General features: G+C 49.0%; 18 protein-coding genes and 1 other annotated feature. Of the genes, 4 read left to right on the plus strand and 14 right to left on the minus strand.

All coding sequences use genetic code 11. The annotated features are described in order from the left end of the window. Positions 1-18: 18 nt before the first annotated feature. From TX85_RS20445 to TX85_RS20495, 11 genes are all read right to left on the minus strand, one after another. Entirely contained in the window at positions 19-876 is an 858-nt protein-coding gene (locus tag TX85_RS20445; protein WP_044481737.1) for a M50 family metallopeptidase, read from the minus strand. Beyond that, entirely contained in the window at positions 869-1,771 is a 903-nt protein-coding gene (locus tag TX85_RS20450) for a M23 family metallopeptidase (RefSeq protein ID WP_044481738.1), read from the minus strand. Before TX85_RS20450 ends, TX85_RS20445 begins: the two co-directional genes overlap by 8 nt. Positions 1,772-1,964: 193 nt before the next feature. Continuing rightward, on the minus strand, positions 1,965-3,113 hold the full coding sequence (locus TX85_RS20455) for an FtsW/RodA/SpoVE family cell cycle protein (protein ID WP_071784232.1): 1,149 nt from the start codon (positions 3,111-3,113) through the stop codon (positions 1,965-1,967). A gap of 6 nt (positions 3,114-3,119) precedes the next feature. Continuing rightward, the gene (gene minD, locus TX85_RS20460) at positions 3,120-3,914 is read right to left on the minus strand and encodes a septum site-determining protein MinD (RefSeq protein ID WP_044481739.1); all 795 of its coding nucleotides are present in this window, start codon (positions 3,912-3,914) and stop codon (positions 3,120-3,122) included. A 3-nt stretch (positions 3,915-3,917) separates the two neighbouring features. Further along, positions 3,918-4,577 (minus strand): septum site-determining protein MinC, encoded by a 660-nt coding sequence (gene minC, locus TX85_RS20465; protein WP_044481741.1) that lies wholly within the window; start codon positions 4,575-4,577, stop codon positions 3,918-3,920. Between the two features lie 76 nt (positions 4,578-4,653). Then, a complete protein-coding gene (gene mreD / locus TX85_RS20470; protein WP_071784233.1) occupies positions 4,654-5,184 on the minus strand; it encodes a rod shape-determining protein MreD in 531 nt (176 codons plus the stop codon). Next, positions 5,181-6,059, minus strand: coding sequence for a rod shape-determining protein MreC (mreC, locus tag TX85_RS20475; RefSeq protein ID WP_044481742.1), 879 nt, complete (start codon positions 6,057-6,059; stop codon positions 5,181-5,183). Before mreC ends, mreD begins: the two co-directional genes overlap by 4 nt. A 93-nt stretch (positions 6,060-6,152) precedes the next feature. After that, positions 6,153-7,187, minus strand: coding sequence for a rod shape-determining protein (locus tag TX85_RS20480; RefSeq protein WP_044481743.1), 1,035 nt, complete (start codon positions 7,185-7,187; stop codon positions 6,153-6,155). 38 nt (positions 7,188-7,225) lie between these two features. Further along, positions 7,226-7,921 (minus strand): RadC family protein, encoded by a 696-nt coding sequence (gene radC, locus TX85_RS20485; protein ID WP_044481745.1) that lies wholly within the window; start codon positions 7,919-7,921, stop codon positions 7,226-7,228. A 69-nt stretch (positions 7,922-7,990) separates the two neighbouring features. After that, on the minus strand, positions 7,991-8,590 hold the full coding sequence (locus TX85_RS20490; protein ID WP_044481746.1) for a Maf family protein: 600 nt from the start codon (positions 8,588-8,590) through the stop codon (positions 7,991-7,993). A 153-nt stretch (positions 8,591-8,743) separates the two neighbouring features. Continuing rightward, a complete protein-coding gene (locus tag TX85_RS20495) occupies positions 8,744-9,931 on the minus strand; it encodes an SPOR domain-containing protein (RefSeq protein WP_044481747.1) in 1,188 nt (395 codons plus the stop codon). 435 nt (positions 9,932-10,366) lie between these two features. On the opposite strand from TX85_RS20495, the gene TX85_RS20500 reads away from it, so the two are divergent. The 4 genes from TX85_RS20500 to TX85_RS20515 all read left to right on the plus strand — a co-directional run bounded on the left by TX85_RS20500 (position 10,367) and on the right by TX85_RS20515 (position 14,803). Next, positions 10,367-11,029: a response regulator transcription factor gene (locus TX85_RS20500; protein WP_044482130.1), complete on the plus strand. Its 663-nt coding sequence runs from the start codon at positions 10,367-10,369 to the stop codon at positions 11,027-11,029. Next, on the plus strand, positions 11,026-12,039 hold the full coding sequence (locus tag TX85_RS20505) for a sensor histidine kinase (protein WP_044481749.1): 1,014 nt from the start codon (positions 11,026-11,028) through the stop codon (positions 12,037-12,039). The genes TX85_RS20500 and TX85_RS20505 overlap by 4 nt, the downstream gene beginning before the upstream one ends. Positions 12,040-12,108: 69 nt before the next feature. Next, the gene (locus tag TX85_RS20510; protein WP_044481750.1) at positions 12,109-12,867 is read left to right on the plus strand and encodes an ABC transporter ATP-binding protein; all 759 of its coding nucleotides are present in this window, start codon (positions 12,109-12,111) and stop codon (positions 12,865-12,867) included. Continuing rightward, complete coding sequence (locus TX85_RS20515; RefSeq protein ID WP_044481751.1) at positions 12,857-14,803, plus strand: ABC transporter permease; 1,947 nt, start codon at positions 12,857-12,859, stop codon at positions 14,801-14,803. Before TX85_RS20510 ends, TX85_RS20515 begins: the two co-directional genes overlap by 11 nt. A gap of 166 nt (positions 14,804-14,969) precedes the next feature. Here TX85_RS20515 and murC read toward each other — a convergent pair whose 3' ends face one another. From murC to TX85_RS20530, 3 genes are read right to left on the minus strand one after another with little or no spacing between them, the layout of a single operon-like run. Then, positions 14,970-16,343, minus strand: coding sequence for a UDP-N-acetylmuramate--L-alanine ligase (gene murC, locus TX85_RS20520; RefSeq protein ID WP_071784234.1), 1,374 nt, complete (start codon positions 16,341-16,343; stop codon positions 14,970-14,972). A gap of 8 nt (positions 16,344-16,351) precedes the next feature. Next, positions 16,352-17,725, minus strand: a complete 1,374-nt coding sequence (locus TX85_RS20525; RefSeq protein WP_044482132.1) for a bifunctional folylpolyglutamate synthase/dihydrofolate synthase — start codon at positions 17,723-17,725, stop codon at positions 16,352-16,354. A gap of 12 nt (positions 17,726-17,737) precedes the next feature. Beyond that, positions 17,738-20,419, minus strand: a complete 2,682-nt coding sequence (locus TX85_RS20530; RefSeq protein WP_044481752.1) for a valine--tRNA ligase — start codon at positions 20,417-20,419, stop codon at positions 17,738-17,740. A 52-nt stretch (positions 20,420-20,471) separates the two neighbouring features. Beyond that, positions 20,472-20,763, minus strand: a binding site (T-box leader). Positions 20,764-20,952: the final 189 nt, after the last annotated feature.

A 20,952-nucleotide genomic window follows, 5' to 3' on the forward strand; every position in this document is an offset into this window, starting at 1 on the left:
TATCATGGACGAGGCAGATCAGCCCCCGGGATCCCCCCGCAAGTAAGAAGAGATAACTCGCTGTTCAGGAATGACACTAAAGATCTTTCCATGGGAATTCATAATATAAACAAAATGATACTTCTCTCTTCTAAGGAGACGTAGAATCTGATCCAAAGGTTTCGAATGCTCCGCGATGATCGGGTAAGCAAGGCTCCCCTGGAGCAAATGACGAGTAAAAGCAGCCTCCCGGCCCATTAAGAAGCGAAGAAACCGATAAGGAATATTCCGATAATCCGTATAGTTCGAATACAGCAAAAAGCCTCCGATCATGAGCAAATTAAGCTGAGGCCCTCCCTTTCCAAGCAGCAATGGCATCATGGCATAAAGTACCATAAGCGAACTGAAAACCAAGCTGATGCGCAGCGTCCAGACCAAGGTCGTGTGATATGGCAAGCACATGGCACAGACGGCCTGAACAAGCTTTCCTCCGTCTAACGGCAGAATAGGAAGGAGATTGAACAACGCTATCAACAGATTACACTGGATAAAATAGAAAAAGAAAGCCCCATCCCATAATCCCATCACATGAAAGGTGGTCGAGATCATAATCAGGAGCAAATTTTGCAGCGGCCCTGCCAGTGCAATGACGATTTCTCGAGAAGAGCTCAAGTCCCCATGGTCCTCGATCACTGCCACCCCGCCAAAGGGAAGCAATTGAACGGAGATCACCGACAACCCGAATAATCTTGCGGCAGCTACATGCCCAAGCTCATGCACGAACACAATGGCAAAGAGCGCAAATAACTCAAGAAAATGTCCTGTAAATACGGAGGTCAGCATGACAAGAACAAACAGCGGGTGAAATGAAAAGCTGATGCCTCCCCATCTAATCAAACGGAATCACATCCGCAGGGTCAATGTAGCGGCCATCCTTTTTCAGGCCAAAATAAAGCGTTGGGGGCACGCTGCTCCCGGAACCCTCCAGGACTCCGACCGAATCTCCGATTTCCACCCAGTCTCCTTTGCTGACCAATGCCTGCTTCAACCGTCCGTAAACGGATTCATATCCTTTGGCATGCTGGACGGTAACCGTGATGCCCGTAAGTGCATCCTCATTCACAGAAAGAATTCGCCCCGTCTCTACGACTTTAACCTGTTCTCCAAGCAACGAATCGCTAACCGCCACAATTTCTACGCCCTTTAGACTAAGCGCAAAGGGGCCCGCCAATGTCCCTTCGATCGGGGCTATAAAGCTGGCAGAGCTCCCCACCTTGACCCCCTTCTCTCCGGTATGCTGAAAGATGGGAATGAACGAGGGAGCGCCTCCAAACATCTGCTCATACCAAGCCTCAACAGCACTGAGATCCATTTCAGTAGATAAGGACTCCGCCACGAAGACGCGGATAGGAAAAGCCCACTCGGGCTCAAAACGGTTCATCCCCCAAATGGATAAGAACAGTACCGCACTAATCAGGATGCGCAGAAACAGTCTCGTCCAATACGTTGAACGCCCCTTACCCGGAAGTTCATTATTTCCGTGACCGGAATCATTCAACTCATTCCATCTGCCCTGTCCACGCTTCCAGAGGAGCTCCGGATCAGGCTCCTCCTGATCCGGTTGTTCATGCAGCGGCAATTTTTGCACGCTCCGGCTTCCAGCAGTCTGCTCCGCACGCCATGCTGGTTGTACATCCGCTCCTCTATAGGCATGACTTTTCGCCAGCTCACCTAATGTCAGCTGTCTGATCCGTTCCTCACGGCGTTTTTTGACGTTCATTTTCACATCCATGCCAAGCACCCTCCCGGTCTTGTCTCATGCTATAAATGTATGAACGGCTTGACCATAATATGAGCCTCTGACCGAGCTGAGGATAAGCGGATTTGAGAGTACAAAAAAAGCAGCCGGCCGCATCGAAAGGTCTTCATTGCTGCTGAAGATCTCGATACGCCAAACTGCTAGCTATCCGTCCACTCCTGTCATTCTACTCTACCTTGTACTTCTCCTGATGCAGCTTAATACTAAACACCAGTCCGATACAGAGCATATTGATGAGCAAGGATGTTCCGCCGTAGCTAATAAAAGGAAGGGTGATCCCCGTAATAGGCATCAGACCTATCATCATCCCGACATTCTCAAAAATCTGAAACAGAAACATCGCGGCAATTCCGACGATGATATAAGCGCCCCTCTTATCGATACAATGCAACGCAATCAGGATCATCCGGTAAATGAACAAAAAGTAGACGAGCAGCAGAAACGCGGATCCCAGGAAACCGAATTCTTCTCCCACCACAACAAATATGGAGTCCGAATAAGGGTAGGGCACAAACTTCTTGTTCTTCAGTTCCCCTTGCATATAACCGTCGCCCAGCAGACCGCCAGAACCGATCGCAATCTTGGCATAGGTGGATTGATGCTTGTCATCGTTCGTTGCCTGCTCTGGGTTAATAAAGGTATTAATCCGCTGATACCAGTGTTGCTTATTGTGTTCTTCCAAATAGCTCTTGATATCTGCATTATAGTTGTTGAACAAAGTCACAAACAGAATGAGCGCTGCCACAATAGCACTCAGCCCGATCAATACATGGGTGTACTTCGTATTTCCGATCCAGAGCATCGCAACCAGAATAATCAGATAAATGATCGCATTGCCAAGATCGGGCTGAATCAGCACTAGAATAAATGGAATCAGCGTTATAAAGCCGATCGGCAGCACATCCCTGCGAAAACGAAGAGGCTTCCCCCCGCGTTCTCCGAGCAAATAAGCGGTCATCAAGATCAGGATAATCTTGACCAGCTCTGCCGGCTGGAACTGAAGTTTCCCCGGAAGCGTAAACCAGCTGCGAGCACCGTTGATCTCGGGAGCAAACAAGTAGACGAGGACCAGCATAAGGCAGCCCCCGCCATAAATGTACCAGCTATATTTAAGCAGTGATCGGTAATCCACCAAAGACATGGCGAACACGACGATAAAGCCGACGATATAAAAGGCAAGCGTCTTGATATCATAGTCGACAAACTTGTTCTCGTAAGGAGCGATCGCGCTGCGGACGAGCAGGGTACTAAGTACCATAAATATGCCAAGGATGCCTACAATTACCCAGTCCAACTTTTTTAATTTAAAGAACAATCACGATCAACCCATTCCGAAAAACTTTTTAAAGCGTTTGAACATGCCTGGCTTCTGGTCAAGCAGCATTAAAGGAACTGTGTCTCCAAGAATGCGCCGGGCAATATTCCGGTAGGCTATGGCAGCCCGTGATTCCGGATTCATCACGGTAGGTTCACCCGAGTTCGCAGCTTTAATCACATGCTCATCATCCGGCACGATACCGATCAAATCGATATTCAACACTTGCAGGATATCCTCAATGTCCAGCATATCGCCAGACTTGACCATATTCGTCCGGATCCGGTTGACGATCAGCTTGGGGGAATGCACATGCGAGCTCTCCAAAAGGCCAATAATTCGGTCGGCATCACGAACAGCTGCATGCTCCGGTGTAGTTACGACAATTGCCTGATCGGCTCCGGCGATAGCATTCTTGAAGCCTTGCTCGATACCGGCCGGGCAGTCGATAATGATGTACTCATGCTCTTTTTTCAGCTCCAGAATAATATCCTTGACCTGCTCAGGCGAAATAGCATTCTTATCCTTCGTCTGCGCAGCAGGAAGCATATACAATTCATCGAACCGTTTATCCTTTACAAGCGCTTGCTGCAAGCGGCAGCGCCCCTCGGCCACGTCGATAAGATCATATATGATCCGGTTCTCAAGCCCCATCACAACATCAAGATTGCGCAGGCCAATGTCCGTATCGACCAGACAAACCTTTTTCCCCAGCAGAGCAAGTGCAGTTCCGATATTCGCGGAGGTAGTTGTTTTCCCGACACCGCCTTTACCGGAGGTGACAACGATAGCTTCTCCCATTGATTACACCCCTTTAAATACGTTAAAATCCGGTCTGACCCGAAAAATATTCGTGATCTTATCAATTTGCATCTTCCCGTCTTGTAAAAAAGCGAATTCCATGCTTGTCTCACGGTTCTCCCACTCATCCGGCGGCCTGCTGATCGTCTCCGAAATCCGCAGCTGGGTAGGAGCAAAATAAGAGGCTGCAATGACCGCCTCCTCCTGACCTCCGAAGCCCGCATGCGCCATGCCTCTAAGAGAGCCAAGCACAAAAATGTCACCGGTACAGCATATCGTTCCGCCAGGATTAACGTCTCCCAGAAATAAAAGATTGCCTTCATGATGCAGCATCTGTCCCGAACGAACAATACCACTCATTGTGGTCAGCCCGTTCGTCCCATCTGCCGTCTCCGGCTCAGGTGCTTCGACCGAGCGAACAAGCAGGTTGCCCTTCTGTCCCAATATATCCAGAATAGCTTGCTTCTGCTCTTCTGTCACATTCCGGGTCCCCAGTTTGACATCGACATGAATGATGGGTCCGGTCAAAATGTTCTGATGGCTATGCTCTAATTTATACCGCAGCTCTTCAAGCAGCAAGTTGAATTCACATTTGTCGTCAAGCAGGAAAACCAGGCCATCCTTGATGCCCTTGATCGTCACGTGATTCGATTTCACTGTCATAAGCCTGTCCCTCCTTCTTATTCAATTCGTGCAGAGGGCGGAAAGTTCCTGCTGGATTGTAACGAATATCGCTAAATCAGGACTTCTCATCCGGCTTGCGCCGTTTCGTAATGATCTCCAGCTGCTTGCGCAAAGGGACATAAATGGCGAGCGCGAACAAAAATTGAACGAGTGTATTAGGGATGCCATGATGCAGCATCGCCCAAGAGAGCGGCTCGTGCAGAAGCCCGAACAGCTTGTAATTCCCGTACAGGATCGTCTCCAGCAGCAAACTGCCGAGCAGCACGAAAATCATGAGAAGCGGCAGAGGGGCTTGTCTGGAGCGGGACAAGAGTCCGAGTAAGTAACAAGACAGCCCCATTGCAAAAGAATAGGCGCCGATCATGGAGCCATAATAAACAACATCATGAAGCAAGCCGAACACAAGACCGAGTACAAGTCCGGTATGACGATTCTCGTAAACAGAGAAAAATATAATGGCTATATACACGAAATGCGGAGTAATCCTTGTCTCCCAAGAAGAAGGTACAAGCCAAGGGACGATCGTCCCCTCCATAATAAACAGAACGAACAGCAGCAGTATCAAAACATATTTACGTTTTATCACTCCTGCTCCGCCTCCGGTTCGAACACGACGAACAGCTCCTTCCAATCCGTGAAGCTTGCAGCTGGCTTAACCGTAGCTGTATAAGTCAGTCCGTATTCGCCAACCTGAATATCCAGGACCTTACCGATAATCATACCGCGAGGGAAGACGCCCCCAATCCCCGAGGATACAATTAAATCATCCTTAGCCAGCGGCTTCGGATCTTCGATGCGGCTCATCTGGAAGGTTCCGCTAGACAGATCATAGGTCTCGATGACTCCAAATACTTCATTCTCTTTCCCTTGTGCAGTTACCGCAATACCGTTAGAATTGGGATCCAGCGCATCCATGGTCGTCACCAGCTTAACGGTGGACGTGAAGTTGCTGACATGACTTACCACTCCAACGAGTCCTTCCGCCGAGCTGACGGCCATGCCTTCCTTGACGCCCTCCCGGCCGCCAATATTAAGCACAATCGTCCGGTTTACCGGATCATCGTTCACGCTAATCACATGGGCGATTTTCCAGGTGTAGTTATACTGCTCCTTCTGGGCGTTCGTGAAGTCCAGGTCTTTCTGCAGCCGGGCATTCTCCTGCTCGATCCAGTTAAATCGTGCCTTGTCCCGGGTGTAATGGGCCAGCGCAATCTTCAGCTCTTCATTTTCCTTCTGAAGATTACGCAGATTCGAGATATCTTCAAAGAAGCCCGCTATTGCGCCAGCGGGCTTATAAAAAATGTATTGCACAAAACCAACCGTGTCCTTAACGAATTTCTCCGGCCAGGACAGGCTGGTTCTTGGTCCGAGGGTGAATCCCATAACCGCAATAAACAAAATGAGTCCAATGAGCATAATAAACAAACGTTTGTTGCTAAGCAGCTTAAACAGTTTTAGCACCCTCCAACCTTGCGTAATAAAAATGAGAAAAAACGGCCAGGCCGCCCGAAGGCGGCGCCGCTTTTATCTAAAGGTACTTGCGCACCGCAGCGTCTACCGCTTGGAGCGCAGGGCCGAACTGCTCTTCGACTTGAACATATGAATATTATCCAGGGCTTTGCCTGTGCCGATTGCGACACAATCCAGCGGATTCTCCGCCACAATAACAGGCATTCCCGTCTCACTTGCAAGCAGCTTGTCGAGATTGCGAAGCAGTGCTCCGCCGCCAGTCAATACGATCCCGCGATCCATAATATCCGCAGCGAGTTCTGGCGGACACTTCTCAAGGGTAACCTTCACCGCTTCTACAATGGCTCCCACCGTATCGCTTAGCGCTTCGGAGATTTCATCCGAAGTAATCGTAATCGTCTTCGGCAGGCCGGATACAAGATCGCGCCCGCGGATTTCCAATGTCTCCACCTTTTCCAATGCCAATGCGGATCCGATATCCATCTTCAACTGCTCGGAAGTTCGCTCGCCAATCATTAAATTATATTGACGCTTGATATACTGAATGATGGACTCATCCATATCGTCGCCAGCTACTCTGACCGATTTGCTGGTAACAATCCCCCCGAGGGAGATCACAGCCACTTCCGTCGTACCGCCGCCGATATCGACAACCATGCTTCCGGTCGGTTCCCAGACAGGAAGATCCGCCCCGATTGCAGCTGCAAACGGTTCTTCAATCGTATAGGCCTCGCGGGCGCCAGCCTGCTTGGTGGCATCCTCTACGGCGCGCTGCTCTACCGCTGTAATGCCGGAAGGCACGCATACCATCACATTTGGATGACGCTGGAACAGCGAGCGCTGCTTCTGTGCCTGGCGAATAAAGTATTTGATCATCGTAGCCGTCGTATCAAAGTCAGCAATAACGCCATCCTTCATCGGACGGATCGCCCGGATGTTTCCCGGAGTTCTGCCGATCATCTTCTTGGCCGATTCGCCAACAGCAACAATATTCTTAGTATCTGTATGAATTGCGACTACGGAAGGCTCTCTGACGATAATGCCTTTACCGCGAATATATACAAGTGTATTAGCTGTCCCCAAGTCAATTCCCAAATCCTTCGTGAAACCACCTAACATGCTGTATCTCCCTTTCCTTCTGCATCTAATCTATTATATTACATCATGCCCTGCTCCTTCAAACTTACGAATACACCATCACCAATGACGATATGATCCAGCACATCAATGCCGATCACTTCGCCGGCAGAACGCAGTCGTTCCGTCATGCGAATATCCTCCGGGCTTGGCGTCGGATCACCACTCGGATGATTGTGAGCACAGACAACTGAGGCGCTGCTGCATTTGATCGCCGCACGAAATACCTCGCGCGGGTGAACAATCGAAGCGTTAAGGCTTCCGATCGACAAGGTCTCTTGAGCAATTACATGATTTTTTGTATTCAAAAAAAGACACACAAAGTGCTCCTTCTGCAAATACCGAAGCTGCTCCATCAACAATTCCGCGGCATCTCGCGGACTTCGAATCACATGTGCTTCAGGCAGTCTTGTCCGCGCAAGGCGTTGCCCCAGCTCGATCCCGGCCTTCAATTGAACCGCCTTCGCGGGGCCGATTCCTTTGATCTCCATCAGTTCATCCAGACTTAAATCGACGATCCCTCTGATGCCTCCTGCTTCTTGCAATAAACGTTGAGCCAGATGCAGTGCCGATTCCCGGCGTGTACCCGTTCTCAGAATAATCGCAAGCAGTTCACTGAGGCTTAATGCGCCTGCTCCGGAGGCCAGCATTCGTTCTCTTGGCCGATCCTCTCCAGGAATGTCTCTAAGCATAGCTAGAGCCGTTGAATTGGTCATATTCATATCCCTCCATCATTATTAACAAACATGATTTCGGAAGGATATGCTTTACCTCTTCCTATTACCTCAGAGAACGTTTATCCCAAAGGTTTTAAGCATCTCGCCGAGTAAAGACAAGGGCAAGCCGACAACATTAAAATAACAACCCTCAATGCTGGCAACAAGCGTCGCGCCCAATCCCTGAATGGCATAGGCTCCGGCCTTATCAAGACCTTCGCCGGTGGCCGCATAAGCCAATACTTCCTTCTCTGAACATTCTCTCATCCAAACAATTGTTTTTCTGTAATCAACAAGGCTCTTCCCTGTCACACTGTCAACGCAAGCGACACCCGAGTATACTTCGTGGCTGCGTCCTTGAAGCGACCTCAGCATATCCGCCGCTTCTTGCTGATTCGCCGGTTTGCCCAGTATGTATCCGTCACGGACAACAATTGTATCGCTTCCGACAATAACTCCGGTACGCTGTTCTTTTTCGAGTGTGTGGTATACAGCTTCTGCTTTGCGTTTAGCCAATTCGATAACGATTTTCTCCGGCTTCCACGCTGCTTCATAGTGCTCATCCGCCAGACTTGGGATCACCTCAAAAGGAATATTCAACGATGCGACAAGTTCACGCCGACGCGGTGACGTGGACGCGAGAATAATATGCCGCGCTGCAGTATTCATTAAGGTCCTCCTTCGGATTCGACAGATTCCAGCTGTCAACCTCGCCATTTTTTGACACTTCATTATTATAAGGTTATTTATGCCCCAATACAAACACAAAAACGGCAAGGGGAATATTACCAGCCCTATGCCGTTCTTAAGACCCAGATAAGTCTACGGAGTCCCTTGGCCCATCATTTTGTACTCCTCCAGAACAAACCTCATAATTTCATCTTGGACTTCCCAAAGCAGTGTCTTCGCATTCTTCTTGTGATACTCATGGACCGCCTCCACCGCACTGTTCATCGAGGTCTCCAGCACGATATTCCCCTCTGCAAGACTATCAGGCAGCTTCCCTCGAACTGCGGCTGCACTCTCCGTCCATAACTGATGCTTTTCTCCCAATTCCGCAACCTCCTCATCCGACAATGCGGATGGAGACAGTTCACTTAATCGGGAAGCTGATAACGAGCTTAGCAGCTCAACCAGCTCCGCGCTTTGGGCCAGATAGTGCTCCAACGCTGTCACATCCCCGTCGAAGTGAACCTCTGCCGATGAAGGCAATGTTACCTCATGCAGGATCAAGTGAACCCCGGTCGCTTTCAATTGACTGCTTAACAGCTTTGCTTGTTCACGATCCGAGGAAACCCCGGCGTAGACTCTTTTCTCATCCACCGTATCTCTTGCGGCAGCAATTCCGGATTCCTTCAGCTCCTGCTGGGCCAATTCCACTCCCCCAGCCGAGCTGAATACGCCATACTGCAGAAAATGATAGGTTTGCTGGGGCAAGGCGATATTGACCAGCATTTCCTCTTCCGCGGGTAGCAAGAACTCCTCTTCAATACTCCCCATCACCGGAATGCCAGCATCCTGGATCGCGGCTGATTGCACCGGGACATTAGCACCGGGGATAGGTAAGGTCAGTTCTTGATTAAACATGGATAACACTACTACCCCGAATAAGCCTCCTGTCACGATAGCTCCTGTCACAGAGCCTGCTACCTTCCACCAGGAGGTCCGGCGAGGAGCATTCTTGTGATTGTTGCTATAGGATGGCAATACTATCCCGCCCGTTGAGGTGTAGTCGGCAAAGGGGTCCCCCCATTCCTCTGTTTGATCAATCGTCTGATATACAGGCACAGAGTCTGCATTTCTATAGATTTCTCGGTCTGGTTCTCGATCTGGACGGTGACCATAGGTCAGCCACTCGTCATTGGCATCTGCCCGGACGTAATCCACATTTTCCGTGGACGAATTCAAAATTTCGGGAGGATTACTCCTCCTGACGGGCTCCTGCATCGATTGACGCGGCATTTCCCTCTCTTGCTCATTAAAGCGGAATGTCATCTTGGCATTGTTCACGTTCCGCACGCTCCTTGTCCATTCTTCTAGGACTACAATATGAGCGCTCGCGTTGATATATGCCATGAATCAACCGGGCTTGTCATTTCCAGACACCCCCATAACCATCTGCAGGGCTGTTTTGCGGCTTCAGTCCGGAAGTTTTCCAGCAAAGCCAAGAAGCGCCCTTCCGTTATGTCGAGGTAGTATAGGGACAAAGTGCCTCCAGCTTTGGAAGATTTCCCCGGATCTTCCCCTGTTAGTGGTATACTTTGAGGAGAGCAATTGGAAGTGTTCGTTGGAATATGTCCCAGTGCATTGTCCTTATAGAGGCGCTTGAACAGGGCAGCGAGTTCGCCGCCCCACCGTTCAGCGGTGTTCTTGCGGGTGATATGCTTGGCTATTCCTTCTAATTTCGACGGGAGCAGAAAGGATACAACAGAGGACGGTGAGAACTTGGCTAAAATACTGATAGTGGAGGACGAAAAGAGCATAAGCGATGAGCTTGTCATTCTGCTGCAAAATGCGGGATACGAGACGGCAGTCATTGATGATTTTGTGTATACAGAGACACAGATTGAAAGAACCATGCCTGACCTTATTTTGCTGGATATTGGGCTGCCAGGACAGGATGGCTACCGTATTTGCATGGAACTTCGGAAAACATCTCAAATCCCGGTTATCTTTGTCACCAGCAGAAACACCTCCATGGATGAGCTAAGGGCGTTGAGCCTCGGCGGCGACGATTTTATCTCCAAACCCTATGACCTTCCGATTCTGCTGGCCCGTATCCAAGCGCTCCTTCGCAGGAGCGGCCAGACCGAAAAAGACACCTTGACAGCGAATGGGTTGACCCTTTCATTATCCAAGGGGGAAATTGAACACGACGGACAGCGTGCGGATATAGCGAAAAACGAGGCAAAAATTCTGTTTTGCCTAATGAAAACACCCGGCAAGATCATTTCCCGTCCCGACTTGATCGAATATCTGTGGAACAACCAGGTCTATATTGACGACAATACCCTTAGCGTTAATGTTACACGCCTGCGCGGCAAGCTGAACAATATCGGACTTCCGGACTATATTAAAACAAAACGCGGATTGGGGTATAAAATATGAAAATCGGGGGATTTCTGCACGACCGGCTTATGTCCCTGCTGCTGCATTTGTTTTGCATGCTGATGCTCTCCACCTTCCTGCTTGTGACGGGAACCGATTCGGGGGTCGTTTCCATTATCCTGATCGTATGGGCAGTCGGCCTTTGCATGCTGACTGCGGCTGATTATTTTAGGAAAAGAAATCAGTTCCGTGAGCTGGAGGCCATTATGGAAGGTCTAGAGCAAAAATATCTTATTATGGAATGCTCGCCCAAGCCAAATAGCTATGTCGGGCGCAAAATCTTCGGGCTTTTCAGGCTTGCCGAAAAGTCCATGATCGAAGCTGTGTCCGACGCAGAGGCAAAACAGCGGGATTATCGGGAATACATTGAAAACTGGGTGCATGAGATCAAGGTTCCTATTACGGCAGTTGAACTTATCTGCGAAAACAACAAATCTGAAACCAGTCGGAAAATCCGCTCCCAGCTCGCAATTATTGAAGGTCATGTGGAACGCACGCTTTACTATGCCAGACTTGATTGCATAGAGAAGGATTTTATTATACGGGAGACTTCTCTTACGGACATCGTTAAGAAGGCACTGTCGAAGTATCGCTTCTTACTGACGCAGAATAATGTGAGGATTGAAACTGAAAACCTGGACAAATCCGTTTATACCGACGGCAAATGGGTGGAATTTATGCTGGAACAGCTTTTATCAAACGCTGTCAAATACAGAACCGATTCGCCGGTAATCCATATCTGCGCGGAAGAATCCGACGGGAAAACAAGACTAATGGTCAAAGACAACGGTATCGGCATTCCCGCATCGGAGCTGCGGCGTATCTTTGACAAGGGCTTCACAGGTAGCAACGGCCGCGCACTGGGCGGATCTACAGGTATGGGGCTGTATCTTTGCCGGAAGCTTGCCGAATCCTTGAGCGTATATTGGGAGGCTGATTCAAGAGAAAACGAATATACGGCAATTTCCCTCTGCTTTCCCAGACCGTTATCTTACGAAAATGAAAGATAACGGAAAGAAATATCGCTACACCAAAAACTTCTTCTTCATTATTATAATGGAGGAAGGAGTGAGTGAATTATGCTGAAGGTTTCACAGATCGAAAAATATTACGGCAGTAGAAATAACGTAACAAAAGCGTTGGACCGGATCAGCTTTGACGTAGAGGACGGCGAATTCATCGCTATCATGGGAGCGTCTGGTTCAGGAAAGACCACACTGCTTAACTGCATCTCCACTATTGATTCAGTAAGCGCGGGAAATGTGTACCTGGACAATAAGAACATCTCCCAAATCCCGGAAGAAAAACTGGCGAGATTCCGCCGGGAAAAGCTTGGCTTTGTCTTTCAGGACTTCAATCTGCTGGATACTTTGACAATTGAAGAAAATATCGCCATCACTCTGACGATAAACGAATATCCGCCCGAGCAGGTGAAAGAAAAGGTTGCAAGCGTTGCAAAGCAGCTTGGAATAGATGATATCCTCTCCAAATTCCCATATCAGGTTTCGGGAGGCCAGAAGCAGCGCTGTGCTTGCGCCCGCGCCATGGTGTTCGGTCAAAGCCTGATTCTGGCCGACGAACCCACGGGAGCGCTGGACTCAAAATCATCAAAAAACCTGCTGGAGCTGATGGGGAACATTAACCGGGAAAACGGTGCCACCATTCTGATGGTGACCCATGACGCGTTCAGCGCCAGCTATGCACGTCGCATTCTTTTTTTAAAGGACGGGCGGCTTTTTAATGAGTTGTATCGGGACGATAAACCGCGTAGGGAATTTTATCACGAAATTCTGGATGTTCTCTCCGTTCTGGGAGGTAACACAGGCGATGCTCTCTAAACTCTCTCTGCGCAATGCTACCCGGCAGATGAAGGACTATCTCATTTATTTTATTACCATTGTCATCGCCGCAACACTTATCTTTTCCTTTAACTCCCTTGTTTTCTCACAAGAAATCAGAAGCCTCTCCAAACTTTTAGATACCTTGACACTGATGATTGGCATCGCGAGCTTTGTGGTTGTGTGCATCATCGGCTGGCTTGTCTTTTACACCATGCGTTTTATGATGAAACGCCGCAGCCGGGAATTCGGCACTTACCTGTTGCTTGGCATCGAGCGAAAAAGAATCGTCAACCTGTTTTTTCTGGAAAACCTAATCATCGGGGCGGTGGCTCTGCTAATTGGTTTGCTCACCGGGAATCTCCTGTATCAGGGGCTTCGGGCGATGCTGCTGCGTTTATATGAGATACAGTACCACTTCAGCTATGAGTTTTCCTTGCCCGCAACGCTGCTCACCTTTGCTTATTTCGCGTTGATCTTCATAGTGGCGCTTTTTTTGAATCGAAGAAAAATCAGGAAATCTAAAATTAGCGAACTGATTTATATGGATCAATATAACGAGAAAGAGCTTGCCACCGACGGCAAAAAACGTAGGAGGCTCTTCGTCGCTTCAGTGATTAGCGGAATTGTCGGAATCGGCCTGCTGATCACCTATGATGCAACATTCAGCCTGATCGGTGCCTTCGCCATCATCTTTTTCCTGTTTACCTTCTACATCAGCTTTTCTTCCGGAATATCCGCCTATTTTAAAAAGCATGAACGAAAGAAGTACTCCGGTAATACCCTTTACGTCTTTCGCTCTCTTGCCTCCAAGGTTGGCAGCATGGGAATTACGCTATCGGTTATATCTATCTTGCTAACCGCAACGCTGATTGCAGTGGGAACAGGCTTGTCCTTCAACCATCTTTTTATGCGAAATGCGGAACTTGAAACCTCTCATAGTATCTATATAGGCTCAGAAGAAAAAGCTGATTTTTCCGAATACAAAATATATATCGATGAGAACCTTAATGTAACAAGCCAATGGCAATATAATATTTATAAGCAGGATAGCGACTCTGTAACACGGTATGTCGATCCCTACCGGGATAACTTCCGTGCTTATGATTACGATACCGTAATGGCGTTTTCAGACTACACCAGACTCAGGGATATGCTTGGATATCACAAAGTTACGTTGCCGGAGGGAGAATATATCATCCAGTGTCTGGATTATCTTGCAAAGCCATTAGCACAATATAACGAAGCTGTGCGGATCGGGGACAGAACGCTGCTCAAGCGCGCGGTATATTACGAGACCTTTACCCAGCAGCACTGGAATGGAAACGGCAGCGGATTTATTCTTGTTGTGCCTGATGAAATTGCAGAAGCTCTGCCTGTTTCTCACAGTGCCTATGCAGCTATGACCGATGAGCCTGTCACCATGACGGAATATGAGGCTCTGGACATGATACGCATGCACCGGCATGAAACCGACCGCGATGCCGGTTATGATATGATTTACTCCAAAGAAGTTGTAAAGGAGCAGAACGCATCGTTATACGCGGTCATCATCTTTCCGCTGTTTTATGTGGCGCTGGTGCTGTTGATCGTCTCAGCGACCGTTCTGGCAATCCAGATCCTCAGCGAAATGAAAGGCTATCAGAACCAATATGCTGTCCTTCATATGCTGGGTGCTGAAAGAAAATATTTGAGCAGCGCACTTCGCAGGCAATTTGCAGTATATTACATACTGCCCATAATTCCCGCTGCGGTAATCAGCAGTATCTTCATCTTTTTTCTTTGCTTGGCTTTTGATCCTGGGGTGTTTCAGGATATCGCTCAGATTTTTATGATTGTCGGCGCAACGCTAGCCATATTCTTTGCAGTTTTTGCTATCTACATCGCAGCTTCATATGTAAGCCTAAGAAGGAACATCTTGCCGGATGATGCATAAGGCTCTTCTTATATACCGCATTATGAGCATATAAGAAGTCGTCAGATTCCAATTTACAGGATAGTCTTGAGTTGCTGAATAACAATAAATTAAAACACCTCATTTCCAAATGACTTTGGAAACGAGGTGTTTTTCCGTATTCTTGAGATTAAACGCTTGTATCCGATTAACTAAGCCGATGTCCTAGTTCCTTGCCTACTTTCCAGATGTCTCCTGCTCCCATCGTCAGCACCAGATCCCCCGGTTGAAGACGATTCTGCAAATCAGCAAGCACGTCCTGCTTGGATGGCAAATATCTCGCAGCCGGGTTGCTGTTCTCCTTGATCAAATCAACGAGCTTGGAAGAATGGATTCCTTCAATCTGCTTCTCGCCAGCCGGAGAGTAAATATCCGTAATGATCACTTCATCCGCTTCACCAAACGCTTTGCTGAAAGCGTCAAGCAAGAAGAAGGTTCGTGTATAGCGCTGCGGCTGGAATACGGCAATAATTCGCTTGCCTGTAGCCTTGGCTGCGGCAATCGTTGCCTGAATCTCCGTCGGATGATGCGCATAATCATCAATAACAAGGATATCATTCTTTTCACCCAGCACCTGGAATCTGCGCTTAGCACCATGAAAACCCTTGATTCCACGGGCAATGTCCGCAAATGGAATCCCTGCTTCCAGGCATACAATGATGGTTGCCATCGCATTTTGAACGTTATGTCTGCCCGGCACTGACAATTCTACTGTGCCCAGGGTCTCAGCGCCATGCTTCATGCTGAAAGAGACCTGTCTGTCGCCCAGCCTGATCTCCTCGGCTGAGTAATCGCACGGTTCATCAATGCCGTACGTAATGACCTGGCAGGCAAGCTGCGGGCGAAGCTCATTAATGATTCCGTCATCACCGCACACCACGGCTTTGCCTTCGGGCTTGATCTGATTCAGAAACTGGACATAAGCTTCCTTCAGTTTACCGAAATCTCCATTATAATTTTCAAGGTGATCGGCCTCGATATTCGTAACGACCCCCAGGTAAGGATGATATTGCAGGAAGGAGCCGTCACTTTCGTCCGCTTCAGCTACCACATAGTTACCTTTTCCAGCCTTCGCGTTCGTACCGATATCCATAATTTCCCCGCCGATAATATAGGTTGGGTCGGTATTGCACTGTTCCATCACCAGCGCGATCATCGAAGAAGTCGTTGTCTTTCCGTGGGCTCCGGCGACAGCCACACCAAGACGTTCATTAAGCAGCCGGGCGAGCATTTGCGAGCGATGAAGAATCGGAATCCCTTGCTCTTCCGCCTCGACCCGTTCTACATTGTCCTTGGGCAGCGCCGTTGAATACACCACCAGATCAGCCCCGTGCACTTGCTCCGCCGTATGGCCAATATAGATTTTTGCCCCCTTTGCCGCAAGCTTCTCAGTTAATTCCTGGGATGCCACATCGGAGCCGGTAACCGTATACCCCATCTCCAGCATCACACGGGCAATGGCGCTCATCCCATAGCCGCCGATACCAATAAAATGCACATGTTGTTCAGTCAAATTTACCAATTTACAAGTCACCAGCCTTTTTCAGAATCGGTTTGATGCAGAAGGGTTGCCCGCACATCAGAAATCATATATAGCGTGCCGGTGACTACCCCAAGATCCTCCGGTTCCGTTCGCGACTCGAGCAGGACGAGCGCCTCTTTCCAGTCACGTTCCACGATGATTTCCAAACCCGGCTTGGCATACAGAGCCTTCAATTCTTCTACAAGACTTAACAGGGAATCGGTATCCAGCTTGCGTCTGAAATCGGGCTCGGTCAGTATAAGTGTATCCACTATGGGTAATATATGCTGCAAGTAACTACGATGATGCTTGTTGGACAGCATCCCCATCATCAAATTCAGCTTTCTGTACGAATAAGAATCAACAAGCGCCTTGGCCAGGCTGGCTGCTCCTTCCGGATTATGAGCCCCATCAAGCACGATTCGAGGCTCGGAAGACACCATCTCCAGCCTTCCAGCCCAGCTGGTAAGCCTGAATCCACGCTCCAATGAATCATCCTCCAGCACAAACGCCAGATATTGGCGAAGCACCTCAAGCGCCATCATGGCCCCGGCCGCATTCCGGCATTGATGTTCTCCTGCCATCGTGAGACTCAATTCCAGCTCCCGAAACGGTCCTTGGAACTTTATCTGCTGCTCCGTCTGGTGAACAGATATCCGTTCGAACTGAAAATGCTCGCCCAGCAAATAAAGTGAGCTTCGGCAGTTCTCTGCCTGCTCTTTAATGACAGAAATCGCCTCCGGCTGATCCACGCAACTGACTACGGGAACCCCAGGCTTAATGATTCCCGCCTTTTCACGGGCTATCAGTTCGATCGTATCTCCCAGCACATCGGTATGGTCAAACCCGATATTGGTGATGATGGAGACAATCGGGGTTACGATATTAGTAACATCCATCCTTCCCCCAAGTCCTGTCTCCCATACCACCACATCCGGATAGCACACCTCGGCAAAATAAAGGATAGCTATGGCTGTACTGACCTCAAACATCGTTGGGGACCCCAGCTCACTCTCCGCAATTTCCTTTACGAGAGGCAGCAGACGGTTGGATAGAGCCAGAAGCGTCTCTTCCGGAATATCCATTCCATCATACTGAAACCGGTTTGTGAACTTGGTAATATAGGGGGAAGTGAATGTCCCTGTATGGTATCCGCACTCCAGCAAAACTTTCGTTAAAAAGGCACAGGTAGAACCCTTGCCATTCGTCCCGGCCACATGAATGAATTTGAGTCTGCGATGAGGATTGCCCAGCCGTTCCATCAACAGCTCAATTCGTTCCAGGCCCGGACGGATCCCGAAGGGGATCAGTCCGTTAATCCAGTCAACAGCCTCACTATAGCTATGCAGCGCTGCTTCGATTTCCTGATTGCTTGCCTCCATATCTGTCACCTGTTACCCCTTCAGCTCATGGATCCGGGCAAGAACGATATCACGCTTTGAAGAATAATCCGCCATTTTGGCACGTTCCTCTTCGATTACCTTAGCAGGCGCTTTGGAGACAAATCCTTCATTGGCAAGCTTCTTCTCTACCCGTTCAACTTCCTTGTTTAGATGTTCCGCTTCCTTTTCCAAACGGGCAATTTCCTGGCTGATATCGATCAGTCCCGCCAGCGGCAGATACAATTCAGCACCGGACACCACAGCGGTCATGGCTTTATCCGGAACCGCCGTATCCAGAGAAGCTCCAAATTCGGACGTATTACAGAAGCGGCGGATGTAGTGTGCGTTATTCTCCACGATACGTAGTTCTTCTGCCGAAACAGGCTTAACCAGCAGATCGATCTTTTTGCTCATCGGCACGTTCACTTCAGCCCGAATATTCCGAACAGCACGAATGATGTCCATAAGCAGTCCCATTTCCTTTACAGCCTGTGGAGCTTCAAAGACCGGATCATACTTCGGCCATTCGGCCAAAGTGATTGTATCGCCAGAATGCGGCAAATGCTGCCATATTTCCTCGGAAATAAACGGCATGAACGGGTGAATCATGCGAAGGGTCCGATCCAGTACATAGGCAAGTACGGACTGGGTTTTCTTTTTTGCCGCCGCATCTTCACCATACAGTGAGAGCTTAGCAAATTCAATATACCAATCACACAGATCGTCCCAGATGAAGTTATATAACTGACGTCCGGTTTCTCCGAACTCATATGCATCAATCAGACGGGTAATCTCCCGTGCTGTCTCATTCATACGGTGAAGAATCCAGCGATCCGCTGTCGTCAAATCACCGGTAATATCAATATCCTCTATAGTCACGCCTTCAAGGTTCATCAAGGCAAAACGGGAAGCATTCCAGATCTTGTTCGCAAAGTTGCGGGCTTGCTCCACGCGTTCCCAATGGAAGCGCAGGTCCTGTCCTGGTGTGCTGCTGGTTGAAACCATATAACGCATCGCGTCAGCGCCATATTTGTCGATCACTTCAAGCGGATCCACGCCGTTGCCGAGGGATTTGGACATCTTGCGTCCTTCACTATCCCTGGTTAACCCGTGAATTAGAGCATCCTTAAATGGAATCTGCTGTGTGAATTCAAGCCCAGTAAAGATCATCCGCGATACCCAGAACGGAATAATATCATACCCCGTTACGAGCACATTTGTTGGAAAATAACGCTTGAAATCCTCGGCGTTTTCATTTGGCCAGCCCAGCGTTGAGAACGGCCAGAGCGCAGAGCTGAACCAGGTGTCGAGCACATCCTCATCCTGTCTCAGATCATCGCGTCCCAGCTTAGCGCGAGCTTCTTCCTCACTGCGCGCAACGACCATTTCACCTGTCGCATCGCAATACCAGGCAGGAATCCGGTGGCCCCACCACAATTGACGGGAAATACACCAGTCGCGAACATTTTCAATCCAATGCAAATAGGTTTTCTCAAACCGGTCTGGGACGAATTTTACACCCTTGCCTGATTTTTGAGCATCGATAGCTGTTTCCGCCAGCGGCTGCATTTTTACAAACCACTGTGTCGAAAGATAGGGTTCTACTACTGCTCCCGTACGCTCGCTATGGCCTACTTGATGCACATGATCCTCGATTTTAATCAGCACGCCCTGCTCTTGCAAATCCTTGACGATTTGCTTGCGGCACTCGCTGCGGTCCAGACCTTGATACTTGCCGGCTTCCTCGTTCATCGTTCCGCTTTCATCCATCACAGTGATTTGGGGCAGGTTATGACGCAACCCAACCTCAAAGTCATTCGGATCATGAGCTGGCGTAATCTTTACCGCACCGCTTCCGAACTCCTTCTCGACATAATCATCAGCGATAATCGGGATTTCGCGTCCGGTCAAAGGCAGTACCAGCATTTTACCGATCAGGTCTTGATAACGTTCATCCTTCGGATGAACAGCAACCGCGGTATCCCCAAGCATGGTCTCCGGCCGGGTTGTGGCTACCGTAATGGAGCCGCTGCCGTCCTTTAGCGGATACTGTAAATGGTACAGGTGACCGTTCACTTCTTTATATTCAACTTCAATATCCGACAAGGCTGTCCGCGCCGCCGGATCCCAGTTAATGATGTATTTTCCGCGGTAGATCAGACCCTTTTCATACAGCTTAACAAACACCTCCCGTACAGCTTCGGATAATCCTTCATCCAAAGTAAAGCGTTCGCGGGAGTAGTCCAATGAAAAACCCATTTTCTCCCATTGTTCATGGATCGTATTTGCGTAAAGCTCCTTCCATTCCCACACCTTCTCCAGGAATGCTTCACGGCCCAGATCATAACGAGTCACGCCCTGCTCGCGCAGCTTCTGCTCCACCTTCGTCTGCGTGGCAATTCCCGCATGGTCTGAACCCGGGAGCCAAAGCGCGTCATAGCCCTGCATCCGCTTGGTGCGGATCAGAATATCCTGCAAGGTAAAATCAAGCGCATGCCCCATATGAAGTATACCGGTAACATTCGGCGGAGGGATCACGATTGTATATGGTTCTGCATCCGGCCGTTGACCCGCCTTGAAAAAACCGCCCTCCATCCAGTACCGGTACCATTTCTGTTCTGCGGCTTTCGGATCATAGGTCGTCGGCATGTTGGCCGACATCGATTGAGATGATTGATGATTTTGATCTGACATGTTTTCCAAGCCTCCGTCAACAAAATTAATAAAACAAAAAAAGCCCTTCGTCTCAAAGGACGAAAGGCTTTGCTTTCGCGGTACCACCTTTGTTTTACAGCAACGCATCCCTAGAGATTCCTGTTCATGCCCTCAGGCAATCATAGAAATACAGGAAGCGTATCCGTAACACTCATACACGTAACGGGTGCGATCCGGCCCATTCTATTCGCAGCCATTCATGCTGCGGGTGAAACGGGCGACTCCCGGGCGACTTCGGCCAGCAGCATCCTGCGGATATTCCCAGCACATCCATCCGCTCTCTGAAGGGCTTACTGCCTACTCCTCCCAATCCAAGTCATTGCCTTATATGTTATCCAATATTTATCTTTATCATAATATCCTGAATACATACGGTAGTCAACCTGGATTGGAAAAAATGGACTTTTGTCCGCTTCGAGCGGACGTTTGGGCTGTGCAGTAAAGCACGTAACAGCGGAATATAGTTAAAACATTGGAGGACGAGTTAAAGGGGCAACGTGTGAAGTATGCTT

Source organism: Paenibacillus antibioticophila (assembly GCF_000455265.1).
In the GTDB taxonomy this organism is placed as follows: domain Bacteria; phylum Bacillota; class Bacilli; order Paenibacillales; family Paenibacillaceae; genus Fontibacillus; species Fontibacillus antibioticophila.

What these genes read in the sequence shown, in the direction of transcription:
- TX85_RS20450 (WP_044481738.1), bottom strand. Translation starts at nt 1,771, where the DNA reads ATGGATGTGAAAATGAACGTCAAAAAACGCCGTGAGGAACGGATCAGA.
- minD (WP_044481739.1), bottom strand. Translation starts at nt 3,914, where the DNA reads ATGGGAGAAGCTATCGTTGTCACCTCCGGTAAAGGCGGTGTCGGGAAA.
- minC (WP_044481741.1), bottom strand. Translation starts at nt 4,577, where the DNA reads ATGACAGTGAAATCGAATCACGTGACGATCAAGGGCATCAAGGATGGC.
- TX85_RS20480 (WP_044481743.1), bottom strand. Translation starts at nt 7,187, where the DNA reads ATGTTAGGTGGTTTCACGAAGGATTTGGGAATTGACTTGGGGACAGCT.
- radC (WP_044481745.1), bottom strand. Translation starts at nt 7,921, where the DNA reads ATGACCAATTCAACGGCTCTAGCTATGCTTAGAGACATTCCTGGAGAG.
- TX85_RS20490 (WP_044481746.1), bottom strand. Translation starts at nt 8,590, where the DNA reads ATGAATACTGCAGCGCGGCATATTATTCTCGCGTCCACGTCACCGCGT.
- TX85_RS20505 (WP_044481749.1), top strand. Translation starts at nt 11,026, where the DNA reads ATGAAAATCGGGGGATTTCTGCACGACCGGCTTATGTCCCTGCTGCTG.
- TX85_RS20510 (WP_044481750.1), top strand. Translation starts at nt 12,109, where the DNA reads ATGCTGAAGGTTTCACAGATCGAAAAATATTACGGCAGTAGAAATAAC.
- TX85_RS20515 (WP_044481751.1), top strand. Translation starts at nt 12,857, where the DNA reads ATGCTCTCTAAACTCTCTCTGCGCAATGCTACCCGGCAGATGAAGGAC.
- TX85_RS20525 (WP_044482132.1), bottom strand. Translation starts at nt 17,725, where the DNA reads ATGGAGGCAAGCAATCAGGAAATCGAAGCAGCGCTGCATAGCTATAGT.
- TX85_RS20530 (WP_044481752.1), bottom strand. Translation starts at nt 20,419, where the DNA reads ATGTCAGATCAAAATCATCAATCATCTCAATCGATGTCGGCCAACATG.